This is a genomic window from Nocardioides salarius (genome assembly GCF_016907435.1).
Classification (GTDB): domain Bacteria; phylum Actinomycetota; class Actinomycetes; order Propionibacteriales; family Nocardioidaceae; genus Nocardioides; species Nocardioides salarius.
The window spans coordinates 4344327-4369216 of the sequence record NZ_JAFBBZ010000001.1; the positions used below are offsets into that span (position 1 = coordinate 4344327).

At 73.6% G+C, this 24890-nt stretch carries 26 protein-coding genes; 19 read left to right on the forward strand and 7 right to left on the reverse strand.

The genetic code is table 11. The annotated features are described in order from the left end of the window. Positions 1-149: 149 nt before the first annotated feature. The 6 genes from JOE61_RS20785 to JOE61_RS20810 all read left to right on the forward strand — a co-directional run bounded on the left by JOE61_RS20785 (position 150) and on the right by JOE61_RS20810 (position 4371). The gene (locus JOE61_RS20785) at positions 150-869 is read left to right on the forward strand and encodes a response regulator transcription factor (protein ID WP_204797332.1); all 720 of its coding nucleotides are present in this window, start codon (positions 150-152) and stop codon (positions 867-869) included. A gap of 76 nt (positions 870-945) precedes the next feature. Next, positions 946-1953 (forward strand): NAD(P)/FAD-dependent oxidoreductase, encoded by a 1008-nt coding sequence (locus JOE61_RS20790; protein ID WP_307823140.1) that lies wholly within the window; start codon positions 946-948, stop codon positions 1951-1953. Positions 1954-1956: 3 nt separating this feature from the next. Further along, positions 1957-2151, forward strand: a complete 195-nt coding sequence (locus tag JOE61_RS20795) for a ferredoxin (protein ID WP_193670615.1) — start codon at positions 1957-1959, stop codon at positions 2149-2151. Next, positions 2152-3066 carry a 3-oxoacyl-ACP reductase gene (locus JOE61_RS20800; protein WP_193670616.1) on the forward strand — a complete coding sequence of 305 codons (915 nt, stop codon included), beginning with the start codon at positions 2152-2154 and terminating at the stop codon, positions 3064-3066. Further along, positions 3063-3866, forward strand: a complete 804-nt coding sequence (locus JOE61_RS20805) for an SDR family NAD(P)-dependent oxidoreductase (protein WP_307823141.1) — start codon at positions 3063-3065, stop codon at positions 3864-3866. Before JOE61_RS20800 ends, JOE61_RS20805 begins: the two co-directional genes overlap by 4 nt. Positions 3867-3873: 7 nt before the next feature. Next, positions 3874-4371 (forward strand): pyridoxamine 5'-phosphate oxidase family protein, encoded by a 498-nt coding sequence (locus JOE61_RS20810; RefSeq protein WP_193670617.1) that lies wholly within the window; start codon positions 3874-3876, stop codon positions 4369-4371. On the opposite strand, the gene JOE61_RS20815 is transcribed toward JOE61_RS20810, so the two are convergent. Continuing rightward, the gene (locus JOE61_RS20815; RefSeq protein ID WP_193670618.1) at positions 4372-4986 is read right to left on the reverse strand and encodes a TetR family transcriptional regulator; all 615 of its coding nucleotides are present in this window, start codon (positions 4984-4986) and stop codon (positions 4372-4374) included. 166 nt (positions 4987-5152) lie between these two features. Between JOE61_RS20815 and JOE61_RS20820 the strand changes: the two genes are divergently transcribed. Genes JOE61_RS20820 through JOE61_RS20830 form a run of 3 tightly spaced genes read left to right on the forward strand, consistent with a single transcriptional unit; the run spans position 5153 to position 8310 of the window. Next, positions 5153-6451 carry a glycosyltransferase family 4 protein gene (locus tag JOE61_RS20820; RefSeq protein WP_193670619.1) on the forward strand — a complete coding sequence of 433 codons (1299 nt, stop codon included), beginning with the start codon at positions 5153-5155 and terminating at the stop codon, positions 6449-6451. Next, positions 6438-7169 carry a class I SAM-dependent methyltransferase gene (locus JOE61_RS20825; RefSeq protein WP_193670620.1) on the forward strand — a complete coding sequence of 244 codons (732 nt, stop codon included), beginning with the start codon at positions 6438-6440 and terminating at the stop codon, positions 7167-7169. Before JOE61_RS20820 ends, JOE61_RS20825 begins: the two co-directional genes overlap by 14 nt. Continuing rightward, complete coding sequence (locus tag JOE61_RS20830; protein WP_307823142.1) at positions 7159-8310, forward strand: prenyltransferase/squalene oxidase repeat-containing protein; 1152 nt, start codon at positions 7159-7161, stop codon at positions 8308-8310. Before JOE61_RS20825 ends, JOE61_RS20830 begins: the two co-directional genes overlap by 11 nt. On the opposite strand, the gene JOE61_RS20835 is transcribed toward JOE61_RS20830, so the two are convergent. Next, positions 8281-8934 (reverse strand): class I SAM-dependent methyltransferase, encoded by a 654-nt coding sequence (locus JOE61_RS20835; protein ID WP_307823143.1) that lies wholly within the window; start codon positions 8932-8934, stop codon positions 8281-8283. The genes JOE61_RS20830 and JOE61_RS20835 overlap by 30 nt on opposite strands. A 50-nt stretch (positions 8935-8984) precedes the next feature. On the opposite strand from JOE61_RS20835, the gene JOE61_RS20840 reads away from it, so the two are divergent. After that, positions 8985-11060, forward strand: a complete 2076-nt coding sequence (locus tag JOE61_RS20840) for an acyl-CoA dehydrogenase family protein (protein ID WP_193670621.1) — start codon at positions 8985-8987, stop codon at positions 11058-11060. 49 nt (positions 11061-11109) lie between these two features. Beyond that, a complete protein-coding gene (locus JOE61_RS20845; protein WP_193670622.1) occupies positions 11110-11481 on the forward strand; it encodes a response regulator transcription factor in 372 nt (123 codons plus the stop codon). A 9-nt stretch (positions 11482-11490) separates the two neighbouring features. Here the strand turns inward: JOE61_RS20845 and JOE61_RS20850 are convergent, their stop codons facing one another. Further along, on the reverse strand, positions 11491-13545 hold the full coding sequence (locus tag JOE61_RS20850) for a sensor histidine kinase (protein WP_193670623.1): 2055 nt from the start codon (positions 13543-13545) through the stop codon (positions 11491-11493). A 77-nt stretch (positions 13546-13622) separates the two neighbouring features. Further along, the gene (locus JOE61_RS20855; protein ID WP_193670624.1) at positions 13623-14081 is read right to left on the reverse strand and encodes a response regulator; all 459 of its coding nucleotides are present in this window, start codon (positions 14079-14081) and stop codon (positions 13623-13625) included. Between the two features lie 101 nt (positions 14082-14182). Between JOE61_RS20855 and JOE61_RS20860 the strand changes: the two genes are divergently transcribed. Then, complete coding sequence (locus JOE61_RS20860; protein WP_193670625.1) at positions 14183-15139, forward strand: response regulator transcription factor; 957 nt, start codon at positions 14183-14185, stop codon at positions 15137-15139. Here JOE61_RS20860 and JOE61_RS20865 read toward each other — a convergent pair. Then, positions 15136-16380 carry an alpha/beta hydrolase gene (locus JOE61_RS20865; protein WP_193670626.1) on the reverse strand — a complete coding sequence of 415 codons (1245 nt, stop codon included), beginning with the start codon at positions 16378-16380 and terminating at the stop codon, positions 15136-15138. The genes JOE61_RS20860 and JOE61_RS20865 overlap by 4 nt on opposite strands. Positions 16381-16480: 100 nt before the next feature. Here JOE61_RS20865 and JOE61_RS20870 point away from each other — a divergent pair, with 100 nt between their 5' ends. The 7 genes from JOE61_RS20870 (at position 16481) to JOE61_RS20900 (ending at position 23190) form a co-directional block, all read left to right on the forward strand. Further along, on the forward strand, positions 16481-17908 hold the full coding sequence (locus JOE61_RS20870; RefSeq protein WP_193670627.1) for a WS/DGAT/MGAT family O-acyltransferase: 1428 nt from the start codon (positions 16481-16483) through the stop codon (positions 17906-17908). Between the two features lie 66 nt (positions 17909-17974). Next, complete coding sequence (locus JOE61_RS20875; RefSeq protein ID WP_193670628.1) at positions 17975-20164, forward strand: acyl-CoA dehydrogenase family protein; 2190 nt, start codon at positions 17975-17977, stop codon at positions 20162-20164. Next, entirely contained in the window at positions 20161-20700 is a 540-nt protein-coding gene (locus JOE61_RS20880; RefSeq protein ID WP_204797333.1) for an FAS1-like dehydratase domain-containing protein, read from the forward strand. Before JOE61_RS20875 ends, JOE61_RS20880 begins: the two co-directional genes overlap by 4 nt. Then, the gene (locus tag JOE61_RS20885; protein ID WP_204797334.1) at positions 20697-21116 is read left to right on the forward strand and encodes a Zn-ribbon domain-containing OB-fold protein; all 420 of its coding nucleotides are present in this window, start codon (positions 20697-20699) and stop codon (positions 21114-21116) included. The genes JOE61_RS20880 and JOE61_RS20885 overlap by 4 nt, the downstream gene beginning before the upstream one ends. Beyond that, entirely contained in the window at positions 21113-21532 is a 420-nt protein-coding gene (locus JOE61_RS20890; protein WP_307823144.1) for a MaoC/PaaZ C-terminal domain-containing protein, read from the forward strand. The genes JOE61_RS20885 and JOE61_RS20890 overlap by 4 nt, the downstream gene beginning before the upstream one ends. Then, complete coding sequence (locus JOE61_RS20895; RefSeq protein WP_193670629.1) at positions 21529-22704, forward strand: lipid-transfer protein; 1176 nt, start codon at positions 21529-21531, stop codon at positions 22702-22704. Before JOE61_RS20890 ends, JOE61_RS20895 begins: the two co-directional genes overlap by 4 nt. Before the next feature lie 9 nt (positions 22705-22713). Continuing rightward, positions 22714-23190 carry an MOSC domain-containing protein gene (locus JOE61_RS20900; RefSeq protein WP_204797335.1) on the forward strand — a complete coding sequence of 159 codons (477 nt, stop codon included), beginning with the start codon at positions 22714-22716 and terminating at the stop codon, positions 23188-23190. Between the two features lie 7 nt (positions 23191-23197). Here the strand turns inward: JOE61_RS20900 and JOE61_RS20905 are convergent, their stop codons facing one another. Further along, positions 23198-23929, reverse strand: coding sequence for a dienelactone hydrolase family protein (locus tag JOE61_RS20905; protein WP_193670630.1), 732 nt, complete (start codon positions 23927-23929; stop codon positions 23198-23200). Between the two features lie 9 nt (positions 23930-23938). Continuing rightward, complete coding sequence (locus JOE61_RS20910; RefSeq protein ID WP_193670631.1) at positions 23939-24769, reverse strand: MBL fold metallo-hydrolase; 831 nt, start codon at positions 24767-24769, stop codon at positions 23939-23941. Positions 24770-24890: the final 121 nt, after the last annotated feature.

Sequence of the window (24890 nt, forward strand, 5' to 3'; positions counted from 1 at the left end):
ACAGGCTACCGGCGTGCGCGGTGGCTCGGGGCAGGTCCCCGAACCGGCGTGCCGCGGCTGGGGCAGGGCGCGCTAGCCTGACCTCGTCGTTGGGGGGCGACCATGAACGGCCGGAGGACCGGCACCATCCAGCGCGGCAGGAGGCACGAGTGTCCGGGCACCGAGCTCTCGTCGTCGAGGACGACCCTGACATCCGCCACCTGCTGGTGACGGTCCTGGAGGACATCGGCATCGCCGTGGTCACCGCGGGCACCGGCGCGGAGGCGGTCGCGGTGGCCCGTGCGAACGCTCCCGACCTCATCACCCTCGACCTGACCCTGCCCGACGCCGACGGCACCGACGTGTGCCGGGAGCTGCGCGGGTTCACCGACGCCTACATCGTCATGATCACGGGCCGCGACTCCGAGATCGACCGCCTCGTGGGCCTCGAGGTGGGCGCCGACGAGTACCTGGCCAAGCCCTTCTCCCCCCGAGAGCTGCGAGCCCGTGCCGTCGCACTGCTGCGCCGGCCCAGGGCAGGGGCCGACCAGCAGCAGTCCGGCAGTGTCGCCCCCCAGGGGCAGGAGGTCCTCCAGGTGGGCGACCTGCGCATCGACGCGGGCGCCGGGCACGTGCGCCTGGGCGACGACGTCGTGCTGCTCACCCCGACGGAGGTGCAGGTCCTGCGAGTGCTCGCCAGCCGGCCGGGGACGCCCTGGCCGCGCACCGAGCTGGCCGCGGCGGTGTGGGACGGCGACTTCGTCGAGTCGGGCTTCCTGGTCGACGTGCAGGTGGCGGGAGTGCGCCGCAAGCTGCGGGCGGTCGCGGGACGGGAGTGGGTGCGCGCCGTCGACGGGGTCGCCTACCAGCTGACTCCGCCTACCAGCTGACTCGTCCTCTCGGCTGACCACCTCCGACCATCGGGCTGCCGGTGACGCCGGAAATAGAACACGTTATGGTTTCGGTGTGACCCCGACCACCGAGCACCCCGAGCACGTGGAGTGCGACCTGCTGGTCGTCGGCGCCGGCCCGACCGGGCTGTTCGCGGCCTACTACGCCGGCTTCCGGGGCCACCGGGTGGCGGTGGTCGACTCGCTGCCCGAGCTGGGCGGCCAGATCACCGCGATGTACCCCGAGAAGCTGATCCTCGACGTCGCCGGGTTCCCGGCCGTCAAGGGGCGCGACCTCGTGGCCGGCCTGGTCGAGCAGGCGGCCAGCGCCGACCCGACGTACCTGCTGGGCCGCACCGCGTCGACCCTGGAGCACCTCGACGACGGGGTCGTGGTGGGGCTCGACGACGGCACGGTCGTGCGGGCCGGGGCCGTGCTGGTCACCGCGGGCATCGGCAAGTTCAGCCCCCGGCCGCTGCCGGCGGGGGAGGGCTGGCTGGGACGCGGCCTGGAGTTCTTCGTGCCGCGCTTCGAGCCGTACGCCGACAAGGACGTGGTGATCGTGGGCGGCGGCGACTCGGCCTTCGACTGGGCCGTGCACCTCGAGCCGGTCGCCCGCTCGGTCACCCTGGTGCACCGGCGCGCCCAGTTCCGCGCCCACGAGCGCACCGTCGCGCAGGTGCGTGCCTCGTCGGTGCGCCTGGTCACCGAGGCGGAGGTGCTGGCCCTGCGCGCCGCTCCGGGCGACCCCGACGGTCCGCTCGCCGAGATCGAGCTCCGGCAGGGGGAGGAGACGACGGTGCTGGTCTGCCAGGCCGTGGTCGCCGCGCTCGGCTTCGTCGCCGACCTCGGCCCCATCCAGCAGTGGGGGATCGAGGTCGACAAGCGGCACGTGGTGGTCGACCCCTCGATGCGCACCAACCTGCCCCGCGTCTTCGCCGCCGGGGACATCACCGAGCACCCCGGCAAGGTGCGGCTGATCGCCGTCGGCTTCGGCGAGGCGGCCACGGCCGTCAACAACGCCACCGTCGCCATCGACCCCGGGGCCAAGGTGTTCCCGGGCCACTCCAGTGAAGGGAGCTGATCCATGAGCACGATCAAGGTCGACTTCGACCTGTGCGAGTCGAACGCGCTGTGCGAGGCGATGGCCCCGCAGGTCTTCGAGCTCGACGACGACGACTACCTGCAGCTGAAGACGGAGCAGATCACCGACGACAACCGCGCCGACGTCGAGCGCGCCGTCGCCGCGTGCCCGCGTGCCGCGATCCGGCTGGAGGACTGAGTGAGCCACGAGCCGGGCGGCAGCACGTCGCTGGAGGGCCGCGTCGCCGTCGTGACCGGCGCGGGGGCCGGCCTGGGGCGCGCCGAGGCGCTGGCCCTGGCCGGCGCGGGCGCCGACCTGGTGGTCAACGACCTGCCGGGCGCCGCCGACCGGGTGGTCGACGAGGTCAAGGCGCTGGGTCGCCGGGTGCTGGTCGTGGAGGGCGACGTCGCGGAGCGCAGCACCGCCGACGCGATGCTCGCCGCTGCCGTCGACGACCTGGGCCGACTCGACGTGGTGGTCAACAACGCGGGCATGACCCGCGACCGGATGCTCTTCAACATGAGCGACGAGGAGTTCGACGCGGTCGTGCGGGTGCACCTGCGCGGGCACTTCCTGCTCTCCCGCAACGCCGCTGCCCACTGGCGCGCGCAGGCCAAGCAGCAGGGCGGGCCCGTCTACGGCAGCGTCGTCAACACCGCGTCCGAGGCCTTCTTGTCGGGCCCGCCCGGGCAGGCCAACTACGGCGCCGCGAAGGCCGGCATCGCCGCCCTGACCGTCGCCACCGCCCGCGCCCTGGGCTCCTCGGGGGTGCGCGCCAACGCGATCTGCCCACGCGCCCGCACCGCGATGACCGCGGAGGTCTTCGGCGAGGACACCTCGGGCGAGGCGGTCGACCCCTTCTCGCCCGAGCACGTCGCGCCCGTGGTGGCCTACCTGGCCTCGCCGGCCGCCGCACGGATCACCGGCCAGGTGCTCGTCGTGTACGGCGGCATGGTGGCCGTGGTCGCCGCGCCCGTCGTCGAGCAGCGCTTCGACACCACGGGAACGACCTGGACCGCTGAGGAGCTCGACGAGCGGCTGGGCGGCTTCTTCGCCGAGCGGGACCCCGCCGTCGGCTTCGCCGCCGACTCGATCATGAGGATGACCCTGTGAGCAGCACCGACGGCAGCACCCGCGGGGCCGGCCACGGTCGGCTGGCCGGCAAGGTCGCCATCGTGACCGGCGGGGCGATGGGCCAGGGCGCCGGCATCTGCCGCGCGTTCGTGGCCGAGGGGGCGCGCACCGTCATCGCCGACGTCGCCGACGAGCCGGGCGAGGCGCTGGCCGCCGAGCTCGAGGCCTCGCACCCGGGCATGGCCCGCTTCGCCCACCACGACGTGAGCGACGAGGAGTCCTGGACCCGGCTCGTCGCCGCGACCGGCGAGCAGTGGGGGCCGGTCTCGGTGCTGGCCAACAACGCCGGCGTGCTGCGCTTCGGCCAGGTCGAGCGCCAGGACGTCGCCGACCTCGAGCTGATGTTCCGGGTCAACCAGCTCGGCTGCTTCCTGGGCATGAAGGCGGTGGCGCGCACGATGCGCAAGAACGGCGGCGGCTCGATCATCAACGCCAGCTCCACCGAGGGGCTGGGCGGGATGTCGGGCGTGGTGGCCTACGGCGCGACGAAGTTCGCCATCCGCGGCATGACCAAGGGCGCCTCGCACGAGCTCGGCCCCCACGGCATCCGGGTCAACTCCGTGCACCCCGGCATGATCGACACCCCGATGACCCGCGAGCACGGCGGCGACGCGGCCATGGAGTACGGCGCGGCCAAGGTGCCGATGCGCCGCGTCGGGCACCCCCACGACGTCGCCCCGCTCTACGTGTACCTTGCCAGCGACGAGTCGACGTACGTCAACGGGGCGGAGATCGCCGTCGACGGCGGCGTCAGCGCCACCCACGCCTTCGGAGGATGAGCAGCAGATGGCCAACCAGCGCGGTCAGGTCCAGATGGACGAGGCCGAGGTCGATGCGTTCCTGACCGAGCAGCGCAGCTCCACGGTCGCCACGATCGGCAAGGACGGCGCCGTGCACCTGGTCGCCATGTGGTACGCGTGGCTCGACGGCCACGTCTACCTGGAGACCAAGGCCAAGTCGCAGAAGGTCGTCAACCTGCGCCGCGACCCGCGGATGAGCTTCCTCGTCGAGAACGGCCACACCTACGACCAGCTGCGCGGGGTCGCGCTCGAGGGCACCGGGGTGGTGCTCGAGGACGAGCAGCTGGTGTGGGACGTGTGCGTCAACGTCTTCGAGCGCTACAACGCGCCGTACACCGAGGAGATGCGCCCCTTCGTCGAGGTGATGGCCCGCAACCGCGTCGTGGTGCGGCTCGACGCCGACCGGGTGCGCAGCTGGGACCACCGCAAGCTGGGCCTGCCGGCGATGGACCTGGGCGGCTCGACGGCCGCCGCCGTGCGCTAGTCAGTCGCGCAGCAGCAGCCGGACCGCGACCTCGATCTTCTGGCTGGTCTCGGCCACGCTCGCGCGACCGGTGACCCACCCGACCAGCGCGGAGAGCCACACGTCGCCGATCACCTGGGCGATGGCGATGTCGGTCTCGCTCAGCTCGTCGCCGGCCGCGTCGCGGGTGGGGTCCATGGCCCGGGTGACCATCCGCGTCATCAGCATGCCCACGTGGTCGATCTCGGCGCGCACCGAGGCGTCGGCGAACATGAACGCCCGGGTCAGGGCCTCGGTGAGGTGGGCGTCGCCGCGCACTCCGCGGCTGGTGGTCTTGAGCACGTTGACCACGCGCTCTGCGGCGGTGTCGCCGGGGATCTCGCGCTGCGCGAACTGGACCTCGGCGCGCTCGAACTCGCGGCCCAGCGCGGAGACGAGCAGGTGGATCTTGGAGGGGAAGTAGCGGTAGAGCGTGCCGAGGGCCACCTCGGCGTGGTCGGCGACCGACCGCATCTGCACGGCGTCGAAGCCACCCTCCGAGGCCAGCGCGATCGTGGCGTCCAGGATGCGCTTGCGACGCTCGCGCTGGGCGGCCGAGCCGAGCTCGTCGCTGCTGAGGGAGTTGCTGACGGTCACGCTGGACCCTTTCGTGTGGTCGATGGATCGCCGACTAGGCTACCGACGAGTCGTGACATGATAGAACACGTTCCACTCTGCTCCACGGCCCCCAGGGGTGAGACGGGCGGTGGTGGCTCGAGACCCCGACCGGCCCCGACGGCCGTACCGACCAGAGGAGCCCGGCATGCGGATCGCGATGCTGTCCTACCGATCCAAGCCGCACTGCGGCGGCCAGGGCATCTACATCCGCCACCTCAGCCGTGAGCTCGTCAACCTGGGCCACGAGGTCGAGGTGTTCTCCGGCCAGCCCTACCCCGACCTCGACGAGGGCGTGCGCCTGACCAAGGTGCCCAGCCTCGACCTCTACCGCGAGCCCGACCCGTTCCGCGTGCCCAGGCTGCGCGAGTTCCGCGACCGCGTCGACGTCGAGGAGTTCGCGACGATGTGCGCGGCCGGCTTCCCTGAGCCGAAGACCTTCAGCACCCGGGTGGCCCGCCTGCTGCGCGAGCGCGCCGACGAGTTCGACGTCGCCCACGACAACCAGGTGCTGGGCTACGGCATGCTCGACGTCGAGCAGACCATGCCGCTGATCACGACCCTGCACCACCCGATCACCTTCGACCGGCGCATCGACCTGGCCCAGACCCGCAACCCGTGGCGCAAGCTCACGCTGCGCCGCTGGTACGGCTTCCTGCGGATGCAGGGCCGCGTGGCCCGCTCGGCCCGCGCGCTGATGACGCCGTCGGAGACCTCCAAGCGCGACATCGCCCGCGACTTCGGGGTCGACCCGGCGCGCATGCAGGTCATCCTGCTCGGCGTCGACGACGGTTTCGTGCCGCCGACGCGGCCCCGGGTGCCCGGGCGGATCCTGGCGATGGCCAGCGCCGACGCGCCGATGAAGGGCATCTCGACGCTGCTGGAGGCGTTCGCCAAGCTGCGCACCGAGCGCGACGTCGAGCTGCTCCTGGTCACCAAGCCGCAGCCGGGCGGGCGCACCGAGAAGCTCATCGACAAGCTCTCCATCGGCGACTCCGTGCGCTTCGTCCACGGCATCAGCGACGCCGAGCTGGTCGAGCTGATGGGCTCGGCCGAGCTGGCGTGCGTGCCGTCGCTCTACGAGGGCTTCTCGCTGCCGACCGCCGAGCTGATGGCCTGCGCCACGCCGTTGATCGTCTCGCGGGCCGGCGCGATCCCCGAGGTGGTCGGCCCCGACGGGCAGTGCGCCGACCTGGTGACCCCGGGTGACGTCGGCGAGCTGACCGCTGCCATCGCGGCGCTGCTCGACGACCCCGAGCGCCGCGAGGAGATGGGGCGCGCGGGCCGCCGCCGCGTCGAGGAGTTGTTCAGCTGGCGCGCGGTGGCGGCCACCGTCGCCGCCGCCTACGAGGACGTGATCGCCTCGTGGCAGACCACAGGACCGATGACCGGCACCGGCAGCAAGGGCCGGGCGAGCAGAAAGTGGGGCACCCGTGCTCACCGTTGACTTCGACCGCCTGGGGCTGCGCCCGGGCGACCGCGTGCTGGACATGGGTGCCGGCGGGGGCCGGCACGCCTTCGAGGCCTACCGGCGCGGCGGCGACGTGATCGCCTTCGACATGGACGCCGACGAGCTGGCCGGCGTGCGTGAGCTGTTCGTGGCCATGCGCGAGGCCGGCGAGGTGCCCGAGGGCGCCGAGGCCGACGTCAAGGAGGGCGACGCCCTCTCGCTGCCCTTCGCCGACGGCGAGTTCGACCGCGTCGTGGCCGCCGAGGTCCTCGAGCACATCCCCGCCGACATCCAGGCCATCGAGGAGCTGGCCCGGGTGCTGCGACCGGGCGGGACGATGGCGGTCTCGGTGCCGCGCTGGTTCCCCGAGATCGTCAACTGGAAGCTCAGCGACGACTACCACAACGTGCCCTACGGCCACATCCGGATCTACTCCGACAAGGAGCTGATCGGCAAGCTGGAGAACGCCGGGCTGACCTACGACGGCAAGGACTACGCCCACGGCCTGCACGCGCCGTACTGGTGGATCAAGTGCGCCGTCGGCGTCACCAACGACGAGCATCCGGCGGTCAGGGCCTACCACCGCCTGCTGGTGTGGGAGATCATGAAGCAGCCGCGCGCCCTGCGGCTGGCCGGCAAGGTGCTCGACCCGCTGATCGGCAAGAGCATGGTGCTCTACGTCACCAAGCCCGTGAGCGACCCGCGTGCGGCCTGAGGACCGCGTCGCCGACGCCGAGCTGGCCCGGCTGCCGTACGTCGACGGGGTGCTCTCGGCCCAGCAGGTCGCCGACACCGCCCGCGCGATCGCCGCCATGCAGGAGCCCTGCGGCTCGGTGCCGTGGACGACCGGTGAGCACACCGACATCTGGAACCACGTCGAGGCCGCGATGGCGATGCTCGTGGGCGGCGAGGGCGAGGCCGCCGAGCGCGCCTACGCCTGGGTGCCCACGATGCAGCGTGCCGACGGGTCGTGGCCGATGAAGATCGTCGGCGGCGAGGTCGAGGACCCGCGCGGCGAGGTGAACATGTCGGCCTATCTGGCCGTCGGGATCTGGCACCACTGGCTGGTGCGCCGCGACCTGGCCTTCGTGCAGCGCTTCTGGCCCTCGGTGCGCGCCGGGCTCGACTGGGTGGTGGGCCAGCAGCTGGCCTTCGGCGGCATCAACTGGACGCCCGAGGAGGAGGGGGCGCTGCTCGCCGGCTCCTCGAGCATCTACCAGTCGCTGCGCGCCGGCGTCGCGCTGGCCGACCTGCTCGACGACCCGCAGCCCGAGTGGGAGCTGGCCGGCGGCCGGCTGGGTCACGCGGTGCGCCGCCACCGCGACCTCTTCCTCGACAAGTCCACCTACTCGATGGACTGGTACTACCCGGTGCTGGGCGGTGCGGTGCGCGGCGACGAGGGGCTGGCCCTCATCGACAGCCGCTGGGACGACTTCGTGCGCCCCGGCCTGGGCATCCTCTGCGTCGACACCAACCCGTGGGTGACGGGCGCCGAGACCTGCGAGCTCGTGATGGCGCTCGACGCCCTCGGCGAGGCGCGCCGCGCGCGCGACCTGCTCGCCGACATGCAGCACCTGCGCACCGAGGACGGCAGGTACTGGACCGGGTGGGTCTACGGCGACGAGGCCACGGCCACCGAGCCGGTCAACGTCAACTGGCCGCCCGAGTGGACCACCTACACCGCCGCCGCGGTGCTGCTGGCGGTCGACGCGCTGGGGGAGACCCACGGCCACGCCACCCCGGGCTCGGGGATCATGCGCGGCACCTCGCTGGCGCCGCACTTCTCCGAGATCGGCCTCGAGTGCGGCTGCGTCGACGAGCCGGTCTCAGCCGACGGGTTCTCCCGGCGCGCCTGAGACCCGGCGAAGCACCCGCATCGAGCCGAGCGCCTCGACCTCCTCGAAGGCGCCGGAGGCCAGCGCGCGCTGGTGCACGTGGTACGGCGCCTGGCCGCCGTCGGCGGGGTCGGCGAAGACGTCGTGGATGACCAGCAGCCCGCCGGCCAGCAGGTGGTGCGCCCAGCCGGCGTAGTCGGCCTGCGCGTGCTCCTCGGCGTGCCCGCCGTCGATGAACAGCAGCGACAGTGGCGTGGCCCAGTGCCGGCTCACGGTGGTCGAGCGTCCGACCACCAGCACCACGTGGTCGCTCAACCCTGCGTCGTGCAGGGTGCGCCGGGCGAAGGGCAGGGTCTCCATCAGGCCCACGTCGCCGTCGACGACCTCGGGGTCGTGGTGCTCCCAGCCGGCCTGGTTCTCCTCGGAGCCGCGGTGGTGGTCGACGCTGAAGACGACCGCCCGGTCGCCACCGACCTCGCGCGCGGCCGCGCCGAGGTAGACCGCGGACTTCCCGCAGTAGGTGCCCACCTCGAGCACCGGGCCGTGGGGCAGCCGCTCGAGCGCCCGCCGGTGGAGCAGGTCGCCCTCGTCCTCGGGCATGAAGCCCTTCGCGGCCAGGGCATGGGACAGCCAGTCGTCGCTCACGCGGTGCAGCCTATAGAGTTGGAACACGTTCTAGTTCTGGAGGGCACAGCATGTCGATCGGGATCTCCGCGGAGCACACCGAGCTGGCGGCCAGCCTGCGGTCATGGGCAGGCGTGCTGGGCGGCCCGGGTCTCGCCCGGGCGGCCGAGGGCGACGCGACGGCCGGGTTCGCCGAGGCCTGGGAGGCGCTGGTGGAGATGGGGGTGCCTGCCATCGCGGTCGCCGAGGAGCACGGCGGCGGAGGCGGTGGGCCTCTCGACGTCGCGGTGGCCCTCGAGGCCTGTGCCCACGAGCTGGTGCCGGGCCCGCTGCTGGGACCGGTCGTGGCCGCCCACCTGGCTCCCGGCCAGGCGATCGGTGACGGCGTCGTCTCGCTCGTGCTGGACGACCTGGCGTGGGACGCGCCGTGCGCCGACCGCCTGCTGGTGGTCGACGACGACGGCCTGCTGCTCCTCGATCGCGGCGCCGTCCAGGCCGAGCAGGTCACGGGGCTCGACCTGAGCCGCCGCTTCGGCCGCGTCACCGCGGTCGACCGCTCCTCGGGTGTCCGGGTGGTGGGTGCCGACGCCGGCGATCTGCGCCGGGCGGCCGTCACCTACGGCGCCGCCGAGGCCGCGGGCCTCGCGCGCTGGTGCCTGGGCACGGCGGTCTCCTACGCCGGCGTCCGCGAGCAGTTCGGCCGGCCGATCGGCAGCTTCCAGGCGGTCAAGCACCTGTGCGCCGAGATGCTCGAGAACGCCGAGGCGGTCACCGCGGCCGCCTGGGACGTGGCCGCGGCCGCGGCCGACGGTGACCGCGAGCAGTGGGACTTCGCCGTCGACGTCGCCGCGGTGACCTGCTTCGACGGCGCCGTCGACGTGGCGAAGTCGTGCATCCAGGTGCTCGGCGGCATCGGGTTCACCTTCGAGCACGACGCCCACCTCTACCTGAGGCGTGCGCTGGCCCTGCGTGGCCTGCTCGGGCGCCGCGACGAGGCGGCCCAACGGCTCGTGGCGGCGACGGTGGCCGGCCGCCGGCGGCGCGTGCGGCTCGACCTGCAGGGTCGCGACGACACCGTGCGGCCGGCCGTGCGCGACGACGTCGCCGCCGTGGCGGCGCTGCCGGTCGGTCGGCGCCGCGAGGCGCTGGTGCGCGGCGGGCTGCTGACGCCGCACTGGCCGGCGCCCTACGGCCGCGGCGCCGGTGCGGTCGAGCAGGTCGTCATCGACGAGGAGCTGGCCCGCGCGGGGATCGAGCGGCCCGACATCGTGATCGCCGGGTGGGCGCTGCCCACGATCGTCCAGCACGGCAGCGACGAGCAGCGCGAGCGGTTCGTGCTGCCGTCGCTGCGAGGCGAGATCGTGTGGTGCCAGCTGTTCTCCGAGCCCGGGGCCGGATCCGACCTCGCCTCGCTGCGCACCCGGGCGGTGCGTGTCGACGGCGGTTGGCGCCTGAGCGGGCAGAAGGTGTGGACGTCACTGGCCGACCGCGCCGACTGGGCCATCTGCCTGGCCCGCACCGACCCCGACGTGCCCCAGCACCGGGGCATCACCTACTTCCTGGTCGACATGCGGGCCTCGGAGGGCATCGAGGTGCGGCCGCTGCGCGAGATCACCGGGGAGGCCCTCTTCAACGAGGTCTTCCTCGACGACGTCTTCGTGCCCGACGACTGCGTGGTCGCGCAGCCGGGTGACGGGTGGCGCCTGGCGCGCACCACCCTGGCCAACGAGCGGGTCGCGATGGCCGGCAGCCGGCTGACGACCTCGACCGAGCGCGCCGTCGAGCTGGCGGGCGCCGGCGGCCTGGAGACCGGCGAGCGGATCGCGGTGGGTCGCACCGTGGCGCTCTCCACCGTGTGCATGCTCCTGGGGGTGCGTTCCACCCTGCGCTCGCTCGACGGCCAGGGCCCCGGGCCCGAGTCGAGCGTGGCCAAGCTGCTCGGCGTGCGCAACCGCCAGGACGCCGCCGAGCTGGTGGTGGACCTGCAGCGTGCCGCCGTGGCGGCGTACCGGCCCGACGCCTCGGGCGAGCGGCTGGCCGAGGACGTCCGTGAGATGCTCAACACCCGCTGTCTCTCGATCGCCGGTGGCACCACCCAGGTGCTGCGCAACGTCGCGGGCGAGCGGATCCTGGGACTGCCGCGGTGACGACCCGGCGCAAGGTAAAGTCCGGGGCAACAGACGACAAGGAGTCTCGGTGGCGCGCATCCTGGTGGTGGAGGACGATGCCGACGTGCACGCCCTGCTGCAGATGCTGCTCGAGGACGCCGGCCACACGGTGTGGTCGTGCACCGACGGCCAGGCCGCGCTCACCCTGGCCACCGGGACGGGGGAGGCCCCCGACCTGGTGCTGCTCGACGGTGCGCTGCCCGGCGAGCTCGACGGCCTCGACGTCGCGCGGGCCCTGCGGGCCCACCCGCTGACCGCCGAGGTGCCGGTGCTGATGCTGACGGCCCGCTCCCGGCCCCAGGACGAGGAGCAGGGCATCGAGGCGGGCGCCACGGAGTACGTCCTCAAGCCCTTCGACACCGACGCCCTGCTCGGCCGGGTCGCCGTCCTGCTGGGGTGAGCCGCCGGTTCAGGTGCGCGGCAGCCGGATCTCGAACGTCGTGCCGGCGCCCTCCGTGGACGTCACCGCGACGCTGCCGTCGTGGCGCTCGACGATCGATCGGACGATGGTCAGCCCCAGGCCGGTGCCCTGCACGCCGGTGCTCAGCGCGGTGCTGGCTCGGAAGAAGGACTCGAAGAGGCGGGCCTGCTCGGCGTCCGGGATGCCGATCCCGGTGTCGCTGACGCGCAGTACGGCCTCGCCCCCCGCGGCCGTCAGGTCGACGCCGACACGGCCACCGTCGGGGGTGAACTTGACGGCGTTGGAGACGAGGTTGATCACGACGCGCTCGAGCTGGTCGCGCTGGCCGAGCACCACGACGGGGTCCGCGGGCAGGGCGGTGCCCAGCTCGAGGTCGCGGGGGCGCACCAGCTCCTCGGTCTCGGCCAGTGCCGCGCCCACCACGTCTCGCAGGTCGCAGGGCTCGGCCTCGGCGTCCTCCCGCTGCGACTCGACGCGCGAGAGCGACAGGATGTTCTCGATCAGCCCCAGGAGCCGGTGACCGCTGCGCTCGATGCGGTCGAGCATGTCGCGCTGACGCTCGGTGAGGCTGCCTCCTGTTCCGCTGCCGAGCAGCTGGGTGAAGCCCAGGACGCTCGTCATGGGGGTGCGCAGCTCGTGGCTGACCGACGAGACGAACTCCGACTTCTCGCGGTCCAGCTCCTCGAGGCGCTCGACCGCCTGCTGCTCGCGGTCGAGGGCGGTACGCAGGACGCGCTCGGCGGCGCGGCGCTCCGAGACGTCATGGGCGACCGCGAGGTAGCCGGCCGGCCGGGCGTCGTCGTCGAGCAGGGCGGTGGTGGCGACGTTGACGGTGACCTGGGAGTCGTCGCCGCGCAGCCAGCACCAGTCCTGGCGCACCGGGGTGCCGTCGGCGACGGAGCGCATGGCGGTAGAGAGGTCGTCACTGCCCGGTTCGCGCCGCGCGCGCAGCGCCTGCGGAGCGTAGATGGAGGTCAGTGGTGCACCCACGAGGCCGGTTGCGGCCCGTCGCAGCAGGGTCTCGGCCCCGGGGTTGGCGTAGGTGATGATCCCCGCGGAGTCGGTGCCGATGATCGCGGTGTCGGTGGCGGAGTTGAGCACCGCGGAGGTCAGCTCGCGCTCGCGACGTAGCGCCGACGCCGCCCGCCGGGCGTCCTCGAGGGCGGTGCGACGCTGCTGCACGGCGATGGCGAGGGGGAGCGCGACGACGACGAGCGTCACGATGAAGAGCTGGACCATGGCGCCACGCATCTGGGCGTCGATCCTGTCGGGGGCGCCGAAAGGTCCCGCCGCCTCCGAGGTCATCAGGGTCACCCCGGTGCTGACGGCGAGGATCTGCCAGGTCAGCCAGCGCACCGGGAGCACGGCGGCCCCCCAGACGACGAGGGGCACCACCAGGAAGGTCAGGGGCAGCTCCTGGCCCGGTGCGAAGACCAACGCCGAGACGACCGCCGTGAGCGTGAGCTGGGCGACCACGGCAGCGCGCCGCCGGTCGAGGAGGTCTCGGGCCCGGGTGGACCTGAGGAAGACGGGCACGACGGCCAGCAGGGCGGCGGAGTGCGACGCTGCGACGCTGCGCGCGGTGCTCCAGGGGTCGCCGTCGGTCATCAGGGCGACCACGAGAGCGGCGACGGCGCCGATGCCCAGGCCGGTGCCCACCCCCACGACGAGGAGGCGTCGGAAGTCCTCCCCGGTGAGCAGCGAGGGGCGCCCCCGCAGGCCGCCGAGGGCGATGCAGAAGGCGAGCACCTCCCCGGCGTTGACCACGCCGTAGACGAGCGAGAGCGGGACGGGGCGGCCGCCGACGATGTTGGCCGCGGCCGACATCGGCACCAGCAGGGCGACCAGCAGCGGCCAGTGGCGGCGGTGGTGGAGCAGGAGGAGGCCGGCGCCCACGCCGGAGGCCGGCCACCACGCGGCGACCTCGGTGCCGGGCACGGCGAAGCGGACGGACACGACGCCCAGCACGAGGACCAGGCCCAGCAGGCCGGCTGTCGCGGACACCGGCACCCGGTGCTCGCCATCATGGGGGGAGGGGGGCATCGGTCCATCATCGGGTCCGAGCTGCCCCGGGGCGAGCACCGGTGCCGGTGAGTCGAGGGATGGGCCGGGGCGTGGCGTCACCGGCCGTGCCACGCCCCGCAGAGATCTTCGACCGGCTCCCCGTCGTCGAGGCCGTCACCGGCCTGGGCACGGTCGCGGCGGGCCAGGTGCACCCGCACCACCCGCAGCAGGTCGGCGATGCGGAAGGGCTTGGGCAGGTAGCCGTCGGCTCCAGCGGCCAGGCCGGCATCGATGTCGTCGGGCGAGGTCAGGGCCGAGAGGAGCACCACGCTGGTGCGCGGCCGGAGCCCGTACGAGCGCCGCTCGAGGCTGCGCAGGGCGGCGGTGAACCCGATGCCGCCCAGCACGGGCATGGTCACGTCGACGATGGCCAGGTCGACCTGGTCCTCCTCGAGGTGCCGCAGCGCTGCCGCGCCGTCGGGGGCGGTGACGACCCGGTGGCCCTCGGTCGAGAGCGCGAGCTCGACCAGCTCTCGGATGTCCTCGTCGTCGTCCACGACCATGATCTCTGCCATGTCTCCACGGTGCCCCTGGCGCCGTGGGTGCCGTGTGTCGACCGGAGGGGGCGGTGTGAGGAAAACGTGAGGATCGGCGGACCCCGCACTAGGCTCGCGTCATGGCGAAGGTGCTCGTGGTCGACGACGACCCCGCCCTGCGCCAGGCGCTGCGCGGGGCGCTGGGCCGGGTCGGCTTCGACGTGGTGGTGGCCCCCGACGCCCGCGGCGGGATCGACCTGCTGAGCACGGCCCAGCCCGACGTGGTGGTGCTCGACCTGGGCCTGCCCGACGCGCGTGGCCTCGACGTGGTGCGCCGCTTCCACTCGCTCGGCAGCGTGCCGATGCTGATCCTGTCGGGGTCGACCGAGGAGTCGCGCAAGGTCCAGGCCCTCGAGGCGGGGGCCGACGACTACCTCGACAAGCCGTTCGGCATCGACGAGCTCGGGGCCCGCCTGAGGGCGTTGCTGCGCCGCAGCGGCGCGAGCGCCGCGGACCTCTCGGGGGGCCGGCCGGTGCGGCACGACCTGGGCCGGCTCGTCGTCGACCTGGGTGCGCGCACGGTCGAGGTCGACACCCGCTCGGTGCACCTGACACCCACCGAGTGGCGGCTGCTCGAGGAGCTGCTGGCCCACCCCGGCCGGCTGCTCACGCACGGCTGGTTGCTGTCCCGCGTCTGGGAGGACGGCCGGGGCGAGGAGTCGCGGGCCGCGCTGCGCACCCATGTGCGCTCGCTGCGCGCCAAGCTGCAGGACCCCGCCGACCGTCCGGTCTACGTCGCCACCGAGAGCGGCGCGGGGTACCGGTGGATCGCCGAGATGCCGGCCGAGCCCGAGCGCGCCGAGCCCGACCCGGGGCCGGACGACGACACCCGGGCCCTGGTGCACGACCTCAACAACGCCCTGACCGCCCTGCAGCTCGGGGTGCACCTGGCCCAGGGTCGTCTCGAGCGGTCGTCGCTGAGCGAGGAGGAGCGCCGCTCGGTCGGGGCGCCGCTGGGCCACCTCGACGCGACGCTGGCCCGGGCGGCGCGGCTGGCCGTGGCGCTCGAGCACCGGGCCGTGGCCGGAGCCGACTAGGCCCGGACCCCGCCGCGGGCCTGCGCGCGGTGTCGGTTCCAGTGCCAGTGCAGGTAGCGGTCGATGGCGCGCACCACGTGCTGGCTGCGGATCGAGGGGAAGACGTCGAACGCGTGCTGGGCGCCCGGCAGCTCGGCGTACACCACCGAGCGTCGTGAGGTGCGCCGCAGGCGCTCGACGAACAGGCGGGCCTGCTCGACGGGCGCCAGCGAGTCGTGCCTGCCGTGCAGCACGAACATGTCGGGCGCCTCGTCGCTGATCTGCAGGATGGGCGAGGCGTACTCGAAGACCTCGGGGTCCTCCTCCCAGCGCCGGCCCAGGACACGAGGACCCAGGAAGTGGTCGCGCATCAGCTCGGTGGCCCGCACGCCCGTCGAGCCGGCGACGTCGTAGATGCCGTAGTGCGGCACCGCGACCTGCACGCTGGTGTCGGCGTCCTCGAAGCCGGGCTGCCACTCGCGCCGGTGCGGGGTCAGGGCTGCGAGGGCCGCCAGGTGGCCGCCGGCGGAGCCGCCGGTGATGGCGATGTAGCCGGGGTCCCCGCCGTAGGCGCCGATGTGCTCGCGGACCCACGCGATCGACTTCTTGACGTCCTCGATCTGGGCGGGCCACAGGTCGCGCGGTGCCAGGCGGTAGTTGACCGCCACGCACACCCACCCCTTGAGGGCCAGGTGGTGCATGAGCGGGATGCCCTGCTGGTCCTTGCGCCCGATGGTCCAGCCGCCGCCGTGGACCTGCAGCAGCACCGGCGCTCCCTCGAGCGGCGTGTCGGCGGGGCGATAGACGTCGAGCATGCCGCGACGCCCCAGGGCGTCGTCGTAGACGATGTCGCGCTCGACGTGCACCCGCGGCTCACGCATCCGGAACGGGTAGGCCAGGCGCCGCCAGGGCACCGCCAGGTCGGCCGGGGTGGGCCGGTCCTCGAGGTCGTCGGCGTAGTCGGCGCCGAGGGCCTCGACGAGGGACTCCTCGGCGACCTCGCGCACCCGGCGGCTCTGGGCGACCAGGAAGGCGAGGCCGAGCGAGCTGGCGGCGGCCAGGGCCAGCCCGCGGGTGTCGCGCCGCCGGCCGGTGGCGTGGGCGGCGGCGTCGGCCACCGTCACCGCCAGGACGTGGGGAGCGAGCTCGCCGACCAGCCAGCTCGGGAAGAACGTGGCGAGCGAGGTCCGGTAGCCGGGCAGCGGGCGCACGGCGTTCGCCGTGAGGGCAGCGGTCACGACCTGGCGACGGAGGAAGGCCATGGCGCGCACTCTAGGTCGCCGGCCGCAGCCGCGTCGCGGGAGTGCGAGATGTCCACCGATGTGCAAAACTAGAACACGTTTCACTTGACGGAAGGTGTCCATGGACCGGCTCTCAGGCCTCGACGCCAGCTTCTTGTACCTCGAGACGCCGGCCCAGCTGATGCACGTGTGCGGGCTGCTGGTCCTGGACGTGTCGACGATGCCGGGCGGGTACGACTTCGAGGGGCTGCGCTCGCAGATCGACGCCCACGTGCGGGAGGTGCCGGCCTTCACCCGCCGGCTGCGGCGGGTGCCGCTCGGGCTGGACCACCCGGTGTGGGTGCGCGACCGCTCGTTCGACATCGAGCGGCACGTGCACCGGCTCGCGCTGCCGACGCCCGGCGGCTACCGGGAGCTGACCGAGCTGGCGGGGCACCTGGCGGGGCTGCCCCTCGACCGGTCCCGCCCGCTGTGGGAGATGTGGGTGGTCGAGGGCTACGCGGACGGCAAGGTCGTGGTGCTGAGCAAGATGCACCACGCGACGGTCGACGGTGTCTCGGGGGCCAACCTGATCTCCCACCTGTGCGCCCTCTCGGCCACCGACGCCCCGCTCGCTCCCGTCCCCGAGGTCGCGCGTGCCCGTGAGGCAGGTCCGGCCGAGCTGCTGGGGCGCGGTGTGCTCAGCACGGCTGCCCGCCCCCTGCACCTGGCCCGCCTCGTGAGTCCGTCGGCCTCACTGGTGACCCGGACCGTGGGTCGGGCCCGCGCCGGCACCGCCATGGCCGCGCCGCTGACCGCGCCCCGCACGTCGTTCAACGGCACCATCACCGGGCACCGCAGCATCGGGCTGGCCGACATGGACCTCGACGACGTGCGGGCGGTCAAGTCGGCGAGCGGCACCACCGTCAACGACGTGGTGCTGGCCGTGGCCGGGGGTGCGCTGCGCTCCTACCTGCAGGAGCGTGGCGAGCTGCCGACCGAGTCGCTGCTGGCCACCGTGCCGGTCTCGGTGCGTGGCTCGTCGCGCCGCTCCGAGGGGGCCAACAAGGTCTCGGCGCTCTTCACCCGGCTCGGCACCGACATCGAGGACCCGCTGGAGCGGGTGCGCGACCTGGCCGTGCGCAACCGGCACGCCAAGGACCACCACAACGCCATCAGCGCCGACTCGCTGCAGGACTGGGCCGAGTTCGCGGCCCCGCGGACCTTCGGCCTGGCGGTGCGCGCCTACGCGGGCCTGCGCCTGGCCGAGCGGCACCCCGTGGTGCACAACCTGGTGATCTCCAACGTGCCGGGGCCGCCGGTGCCGCTGTTCTTCGTCGGCGCCCGGATCGAGGCGCTCTACCCGCTGGGTCCGGTCTTCCACGGCGCCGGGCTCAACATCACCGTGATGTCGAACGCCGGTGAGCTGCACGTCGGGGTGATCGCCTGCCGGGAGTCGGTGCCCGACGTCGACGACCTGGTGCAGCGGTTCCCGGTGGCGCTGGCCGAGCTGCTGGAGGCGGTGACCGCACCCGCGGGTGGGGGTCCGACGGGGCGGGACGACGCCTGACGGTTGAAGTAGAACACGTTACAGTTCTGTCCACGAGCACGCACGACGAGGAAGTGGAGGCCGGCCGTGTCGGACGGATACGACGCCGAGGAGCACCGGGAGTCGGTGCAGGCGGTGCGCACGGTCGTGCGCGAGGCGCTCGACCGCGACGCGACCTGGGCCGACCTGGCCGCGGCCGGGCTGCTGGGCCTGCCGGTCCCTGAGGAGCTCGGAGGCGAGGGCCTGGGCCTGGCCGCGGTGGGCGCGCTGCTGCACGAGACCGGCGCCCGGGCCGTGCGCCTGCCGGTCTGGGAGACCCTGGCCTGCGCGGTGCCCACCCTGGTCGGGCACGGCACCGACGCCCAGCGCAAGGAGTGGCTGCCGGGGGTCGTCTCGGGCGAGGTCGTGCTGAGTCCCGCGCTGCGCGAGGCCGGCGCCCGACCGCGAGCGGGCCGCCAGCCGCGCACGACGTACGCCGACGGGGCGGTGAGCGGGCGCAAGATCGCGGTCACCCACGCCGACACCGCGGCCCGGCTCCTGGTCACCGCCCGGGACGGGGAGCGCAGCGTCGTGGTGCTCGTCGACCCGGCCGGCCCCGGCGTCCGGCTCGAGGAGTCGCCCTCGTCGAGCCGCCTGGCCCGGCACACCGTGGTGCTCGACGGCGCCCCGGCCGAGCTGCTCGAGGACGGCGCGGCCGCCACCCTCGAGGCGCACGCGACGGCGGGGCTGTGCCTCACCGCCGCCGGCGTCCTGGCCGGCGCCCGCGACCTCACGGCCGGCTACGTCAAGGACCGCCGGCAGTTCGGGCGCGCGCTGGCACAGTTCCAGGCCGTCGCGATGCAGGTCGCCGACGTCTACATCGCCGCGCGCACCACCGACCTCGCGGCGCGCAACGCCGCCTGGCGGGTCGACGCGGGCCTCGAGGCCGCCGACGACCTGGCCGTGGCTGCGTACTGGGTGTGCTCGCAGGGGCCGGCCGCGCTGCGCACCTGCCACCACCTGCACGGGGGCACCGGCGTCGACGAGACCTACCCGCTGCACCGCTACTTCTCGTGGATCACCGACATCGCCCACGACCTCGACACCCTGCCCGGCGACGTGCCGGTCGAGTCGGCAGCGGCCAAGAACCTCGAGCTCACCGCTGCCCAGCGCGGGCTCAAGGCCGAGCTCCGGGACTACTTCTCCCGGCTCGCCGGAGCCGAGGACCACCGCGAGATGGGCGTCGACCGGCACGGGGAGACCTACCAGCGCACCGTGCGGCGGATGGGCGAGGACGGCTGGATGGGGGTGGGCTGGCCCACCGAGCACGGCGGTCGCGGGCTCGGCGAGCTGGAACAGACGATCTTCGCCAACGAGGCGCAGTGGGCCGACGTGCACCTGCCCGCCGTCACGCTGCAGACCGTGGGGCCGACCCTGATCCGCTACGGCACCGCCCAGCAGAAGGAGATGTTCCTCGCGCGGATCCTGCGCGGCGACGTGCACTTCGCGATCGGCTACTCCGAGCCCGACGCCGGCACCGACCTGGCGTCGCTGCGCACGACCGCCCGCCGCGAGGGCGACCACTACGTCGTCAACGGCCAGAAGCTGTGGACCACCGGTGGCCACCAGGCCGACTACCTGTGGCTGGCCGTGCGCACCGACCCCGACGCGCCCAAGCACCAGGGCATCTCGATCCTGATCGTCGACACCTCCGACCCCGGCTACTCCTGGACCCCGATCATCACCGCCGACGGCTCCCACCACGTCAACGCGACGTACTTCAACGACGTGCGGGTGCCGGTCGACATGCTCGTCGGCGAGGAGAACCAGGGCTGGCGCCTGATCACCACCCAGCTCAACCACGAGCGGGTCATGCTCGGGCCCGCCGGTCGCATCGAGGGGCTGCGCGACCGGGTCGCCCGGTGGGCGGCCGCGCACGGCGTGCTCGAGGAGCCCGACGTGGCCTCGGTGATGGGGCGGGTCACCGCCGCCTTCCGGGTCAACGAGCTGCTCAACTGGGACGTCGCCCGCGCCGGCGAGCACGGCGAGGTCTCCGTCGGCGACGCGTCGTCGTCGAAGGTCTTCGCCGCCGACCAGGTGCAGCACCTGGCCGCCGACCTGGTGGCCGTCGTGCACCGGCACGGCGACCCGGCCGAGCCCGCGACCCGGGCGCTGCTGGAGTACCTCGACGCGCAGGCCAAGCGGAACCTGGTGCTCACCTTCGGCGGTGGGGTGCAGGAGGTGCAGCGCGAGCTGATCGCGATGTTCGGCCTGGGGCTGCCGCGGGTGCCCCGATGAGCGCGGAGGTGCAGGAGCTGCACGGGGTGGCACCCGACGTGCACCAGCGGGTGATGGCCGAGGCCGAGCGGATCCGGGGCTGGGGGGAGGCCGCGGAGCGCTGGGCGCGCGACCCGGTCAACCAGCCGACGATCAGCAGCTGGGTCGAGGCGATGGGCAACGACAACCCGCGCTGGCTCCAGGGCGAGGCCCCGCCGTCGATGGCGCAGGTGTGGACGATGTACGGCCAGGGCGGCCGAGCCTCCGAGGACGACCCGCTGCACGCGATGATGGGGGTGCTCACCGACGCGGGCTTCACCGCGGTGCTGGGCACCGACTCCGACCAGACCTACCACCGCACGCTGCTGGTGGGGGAGCGGGTGCGGGTGACGACCGCGCTCGACTCGGTGGTCGGCCCCAAGCGCACCGGCATGGGGGTCGGCTACTTCGTGACCTCGCGCTCGACCTGGTACGTCGACCACGACGGCGGAGAGCCCGAGCAGGTGGCCTCGATGCTCTTCCGGGTGCTCAAGTTCGTGCCCCGGAGCGCGTCGTGAGCACCCCGGCGAGCACCCCGGCGAGCACCGTGCTGCGACCCCAGCGGAACCGCGACACCGCGTTCTTCTGGGAGGGCACGGCCCTCGGTGAGCTGCGGGTGCAGACCTGCAACGCCTGCGGCGCGCTGCGGCACCCGCCCGGCCCCTCCTGCCCCGACTGCCTGGCCCTCGACCGCGGCCACGTCGTCGTCTCGGGGCGCGGCAGCGTCTTCTCCTACGTCGTGCACCGCTACCCGCCGGTGCCCGGCAAGGAGCTGCCGATCCTGATCGCGCTCGTCGAGCTCGAGGAGGGCCCCCGGATGCTGGGCGAGCTCGTCGGCGTCGCCCACGACGAGGTCGAGATCGGGATGGCCGTGCGGGTGGACCTGCACCGTGTCGACGACGACCTGACCCTGCCGACCTGGAGGCGCGCGTGAGCACCGAGACCCCGACCGTGGCACTGACCCCGGGGGCGGCCCTGCCCGGGTGGAGCCTGCCGATCACCCCGACGCTGGTGGTCAGCACCGCCATCGCCACCCGCGACTTCCAGGACGTCCACCACGACCGTGACGTGGCGCAGGCGGCCGGCTCGAAGGACATCTTCCTCAACATCCTGACCTCGACGGCGCTGGTGGAGCGCTACGTGACCGACCACCTCGGCCACGACGTCGACGTCCGCGGCATCTCGATCAGGCTCGGCGCGCCGGCCTACCCCTACGACACGCTGGACTTCGCCGGCGAGGTCGTCGCGGTCGAGGACGGCATGGTCGTGCTGCGGGTGACGGGAGCGGTGTCGCTGGGCGACCACGTCGTCGGCACCGTGCGGGTGTCGGTCGGGGAGGTCGCCGCGTGAGCCGCTCGCTCTCGGGGAAGGCCGCGATCGCCGGGATCGGCGCCACCGAGTTCTCCAAGGAGTCCGGGCGCTCGGAGCTGCAGCTGGCCGTCGAGGCGGTCCGCGCAGCGGTCGAGGACGCCGGGCTGACGATGGCCGACGTCGACGGGCTGACCACCTTCACCATGGACGCCAACAGCGAGATCGCCGTCGCCCGCGAGCTCGGCATCGGCGAGCTGCGCTTCTTCAGCCGGATCAGCTACGGCGGGGGCGCGGCGTGCGCCACCGTGCAGCAGGCCGCGATGGCGGTCGCCACCGGCGTCGCCGACGTCGTGGTCTGCTACCGCGCGTTCAACGAGCGCTCCGGCGACCGCTTCGGGCAGGTCTCGGTGGCCGCCAACGCCCAGGTCAACACCAACGGGCTCGACAACGCCTGGTCCTACCCGATGGGCCTGGGCACGCCCGCGGCCACCGTGGCGATGCAGGCCCGCCGCTACATGCACGACTACGGCGCCACCTCCGAGGACTTCGGCCGCGTGGCCGTCGCCGACCGTCGGCACGCAGCCACCAACCCGCACGCCTTCTTCCACGGCAGGCCGATCACGCTCGAGGACCACCAGGCCTCGCGGATGATCGTCGACCCGCTGCACCTGCTCGACTGCTGCCAGGAGTCCGACGGCGCGCAGGCGATCGTGGTCGTCTCGGCCGAGCGGGCTCGTGACCTCGCCCAGCGGCCGGCCTACGTCACGGCGGCCGCGCAGGGCAGCGGCCGCGACCAGTTCGTGATGACGTCGTACTACCGCGACGACATCGGCATCCCCGAGATGGGCGTGGTGGGGCGCGAGCTCTGGCGGCAGTCGGGGCTGCGGCCCGACGACATGCCCATGGCGATCCTCTACGACCACTTCACGCCGTACGTGCTGATGCAGCTGGAGGAGCTCGGCTTCTGCGGGCGCGGCGAGGCGCCCGGGTTCATTGCCGACGGGGCCATCGAGGTCGGGGGGCGGCTGCCGCTCAACACCCACGGCGGCCAGCTCGGCGAGGCCTACATCCACGGGATGAACGGCATCGCCGAGGCGGTGCGCCAGGTGCGCGGCACCGCGGTCAACCAGGTGGAGGCGGCCGCGTCGTCGCACGTGCTGGTCACCGCCGGCACCGGCGTCCCGACGAGCGGGCTGGTGCTGTCTGCCTAGGCTCACCGGGTGCCGACCGTCTCTCAGCTCCACACCGCCAAGGGCCGACGGCTCCCGATGCGGTCCTTCGAGCAGCTCGAGGTCGAGACCGCCAAGGGGATCGTGGGCGACCGCTACCACGGCGCGAGGCACCGGCAGGTGACGATCCAGAGCCAGTCGTCCCTCGACGAGGCGAGCGACGTCTTCGGCTCCCTGGTGCCCGCCGCGCTGACCCGGCGCAACATCACCGTCTCCGACGGGGTCGTGCCGCAGGCCCCCGGCAGCATCATCCGGGTCGGGCCCGTGGTGCTGGAGGTCGTGCGGGTCGCCGCGCCCTGCAAGCTCCTCGACGACACCATCGGCGACGGCGCCCAGGCCGCCCTGCGTCGCCGGGGCGGCTCGGTGTGCCGGGTGCTCGAGGGCGGCCTCGTCCGCCTCGGCGACCGGGTCGCCCTCGACGGCGTCGACGAGTCCCAGACTCTCTTCGGCGCGGCGCTCGGGCGCTGAGCCGCTCTCAGCCGCTGAGCAGGTCGTCGAAGAAGCCGAGCACCCGGTCGACGGCCTCCTGGCGGCGGTGGACGGTGACGGTGGAGTGGCCGCGGCCGGGGAGGTCGACGCGGATGAAGGCGTCGCCGAGCTCGCGGTCGAGGGTGTCGAATCGGGTGCCGGTGGTGGGGTCCTTCTCGAACTGCAGGCCCAGCACGCTGCAGCCGCGCTGCTTGACGACGTCGAGGTCGGCGGGGGAGAGGCCCAGGTCGGCGGCGCGTCGGCGACCCACCGGGAACGGCAGCGAGGGCTGGCACAGCACCGGCGCGGCCACAGAGGTGTCCACGGCCATGGCCAGCGCGAACCCGCCGGTCAGGCACATACCGAGCGCGCCCACGCCGGGCCCGCCGAGCTCGTCGTGCAGCGACCGGGCGAGGTCGCGCAACCACGCCACGACGGGTGACGTCTCCCCGGCCGCCATCACGGTGAACTCGCGGTTGATGCACACCTTCGGCAGCACCTTCGCGACCTGGCCCACACTCATCGGGCGCCCGGTCTCGCCGAAGAGGTGCGGCAGCACCACGGTGTAGCCGGCCTCGACGAGCTCGTCGGCGAAGCCGATGACCTCGGCGGTCAGCCCCGGGATCTCGTGGACGACGACGACGCCGGGGCCGGTCCCGCGACGGTACGTCGGGTGGGTGACCCCGTCGGCCGTGTGCGAGCCGGGGGTCCAGGAGCCGGGCCATGCGGGCATCGTCATGCCAGGACTCTAGGGCGCGGAGCTGCCCCCCGCGGGCTTCCCCAGGTCGACGGTCGCGCCGCGCTCCACCAGCCGCAGTGTGTCGGCCAGGTCGGCCTCGGCGTGCCTGGACACGAAGTCGGACAGCGGCGAGCGGAAGACCCCGTAGTCGTCGTGGTGCACGGGCACCGTCACGGCCGGCCCGAGCAGCCGGACCAGGTCGACGCCCTGCCGGTCGTCCATCGTCACGGTCAGGCCCAGCACGCGGGTGCCCCCCAGGTGCACGACGGCCGCGTCGAGGGGGCCGCACCGCTCGACGACCTCGCGCAGCCAGGGCCGGTAGAGCGTGTCGCCGCTGACGTAGAGCCGGAAGGGCCGCGAGGCGTCGGGGCGGGACAGCTCGAGGACGGAGCCCATCACCGACGGCAGGAGGAACCGTGCGGGCCCGGGCCCGTGCACGCCGGGCACCGAGGTGATCCGCAGACGCCAGCCGTCGCGCTCGAGCTCGACGCTCTCCCAGGTGCTCATCCCCGCGGACTCGTCGAAGCCCCACTTCCCGAGTCGCCGCGCGGCGGCCGGGGTCGTCCAGACCGGCAGCGACCGGTCGAGCGCTCGGCGCGCCACCCGGTCGAAGTGGTCGCCGTGCAGGTGCGAGAGCAGCACCCCGTCGAGCCGGGGCAGGTCCTCGGGCTGCAGCGCGGGCTCGGTCAGCCGCCGGGCGAACAGCCCCTTGCCCAGGTAGGCGCGTTGGCCCTGGTGCAGGAAGTTGGGGTCGGTGAGCACCGTGAACGGCCCGAGGTCGAGCAGTGTCGTCGCGGTGCCGACGAACCGCAGGGTGGTCTCCGAGGCCTCGTGGTCCATGTCGCCTCCCAGGCGCTGACGGCGGGTCTGTCGGCCCTCCGGGTACCCCCGCCAGCGGCGCGGCACACACGCCCGCCGGGGTGAGCGCCGCAGGGCGGGCCGGGTCCGGCGCCTGGCGCGA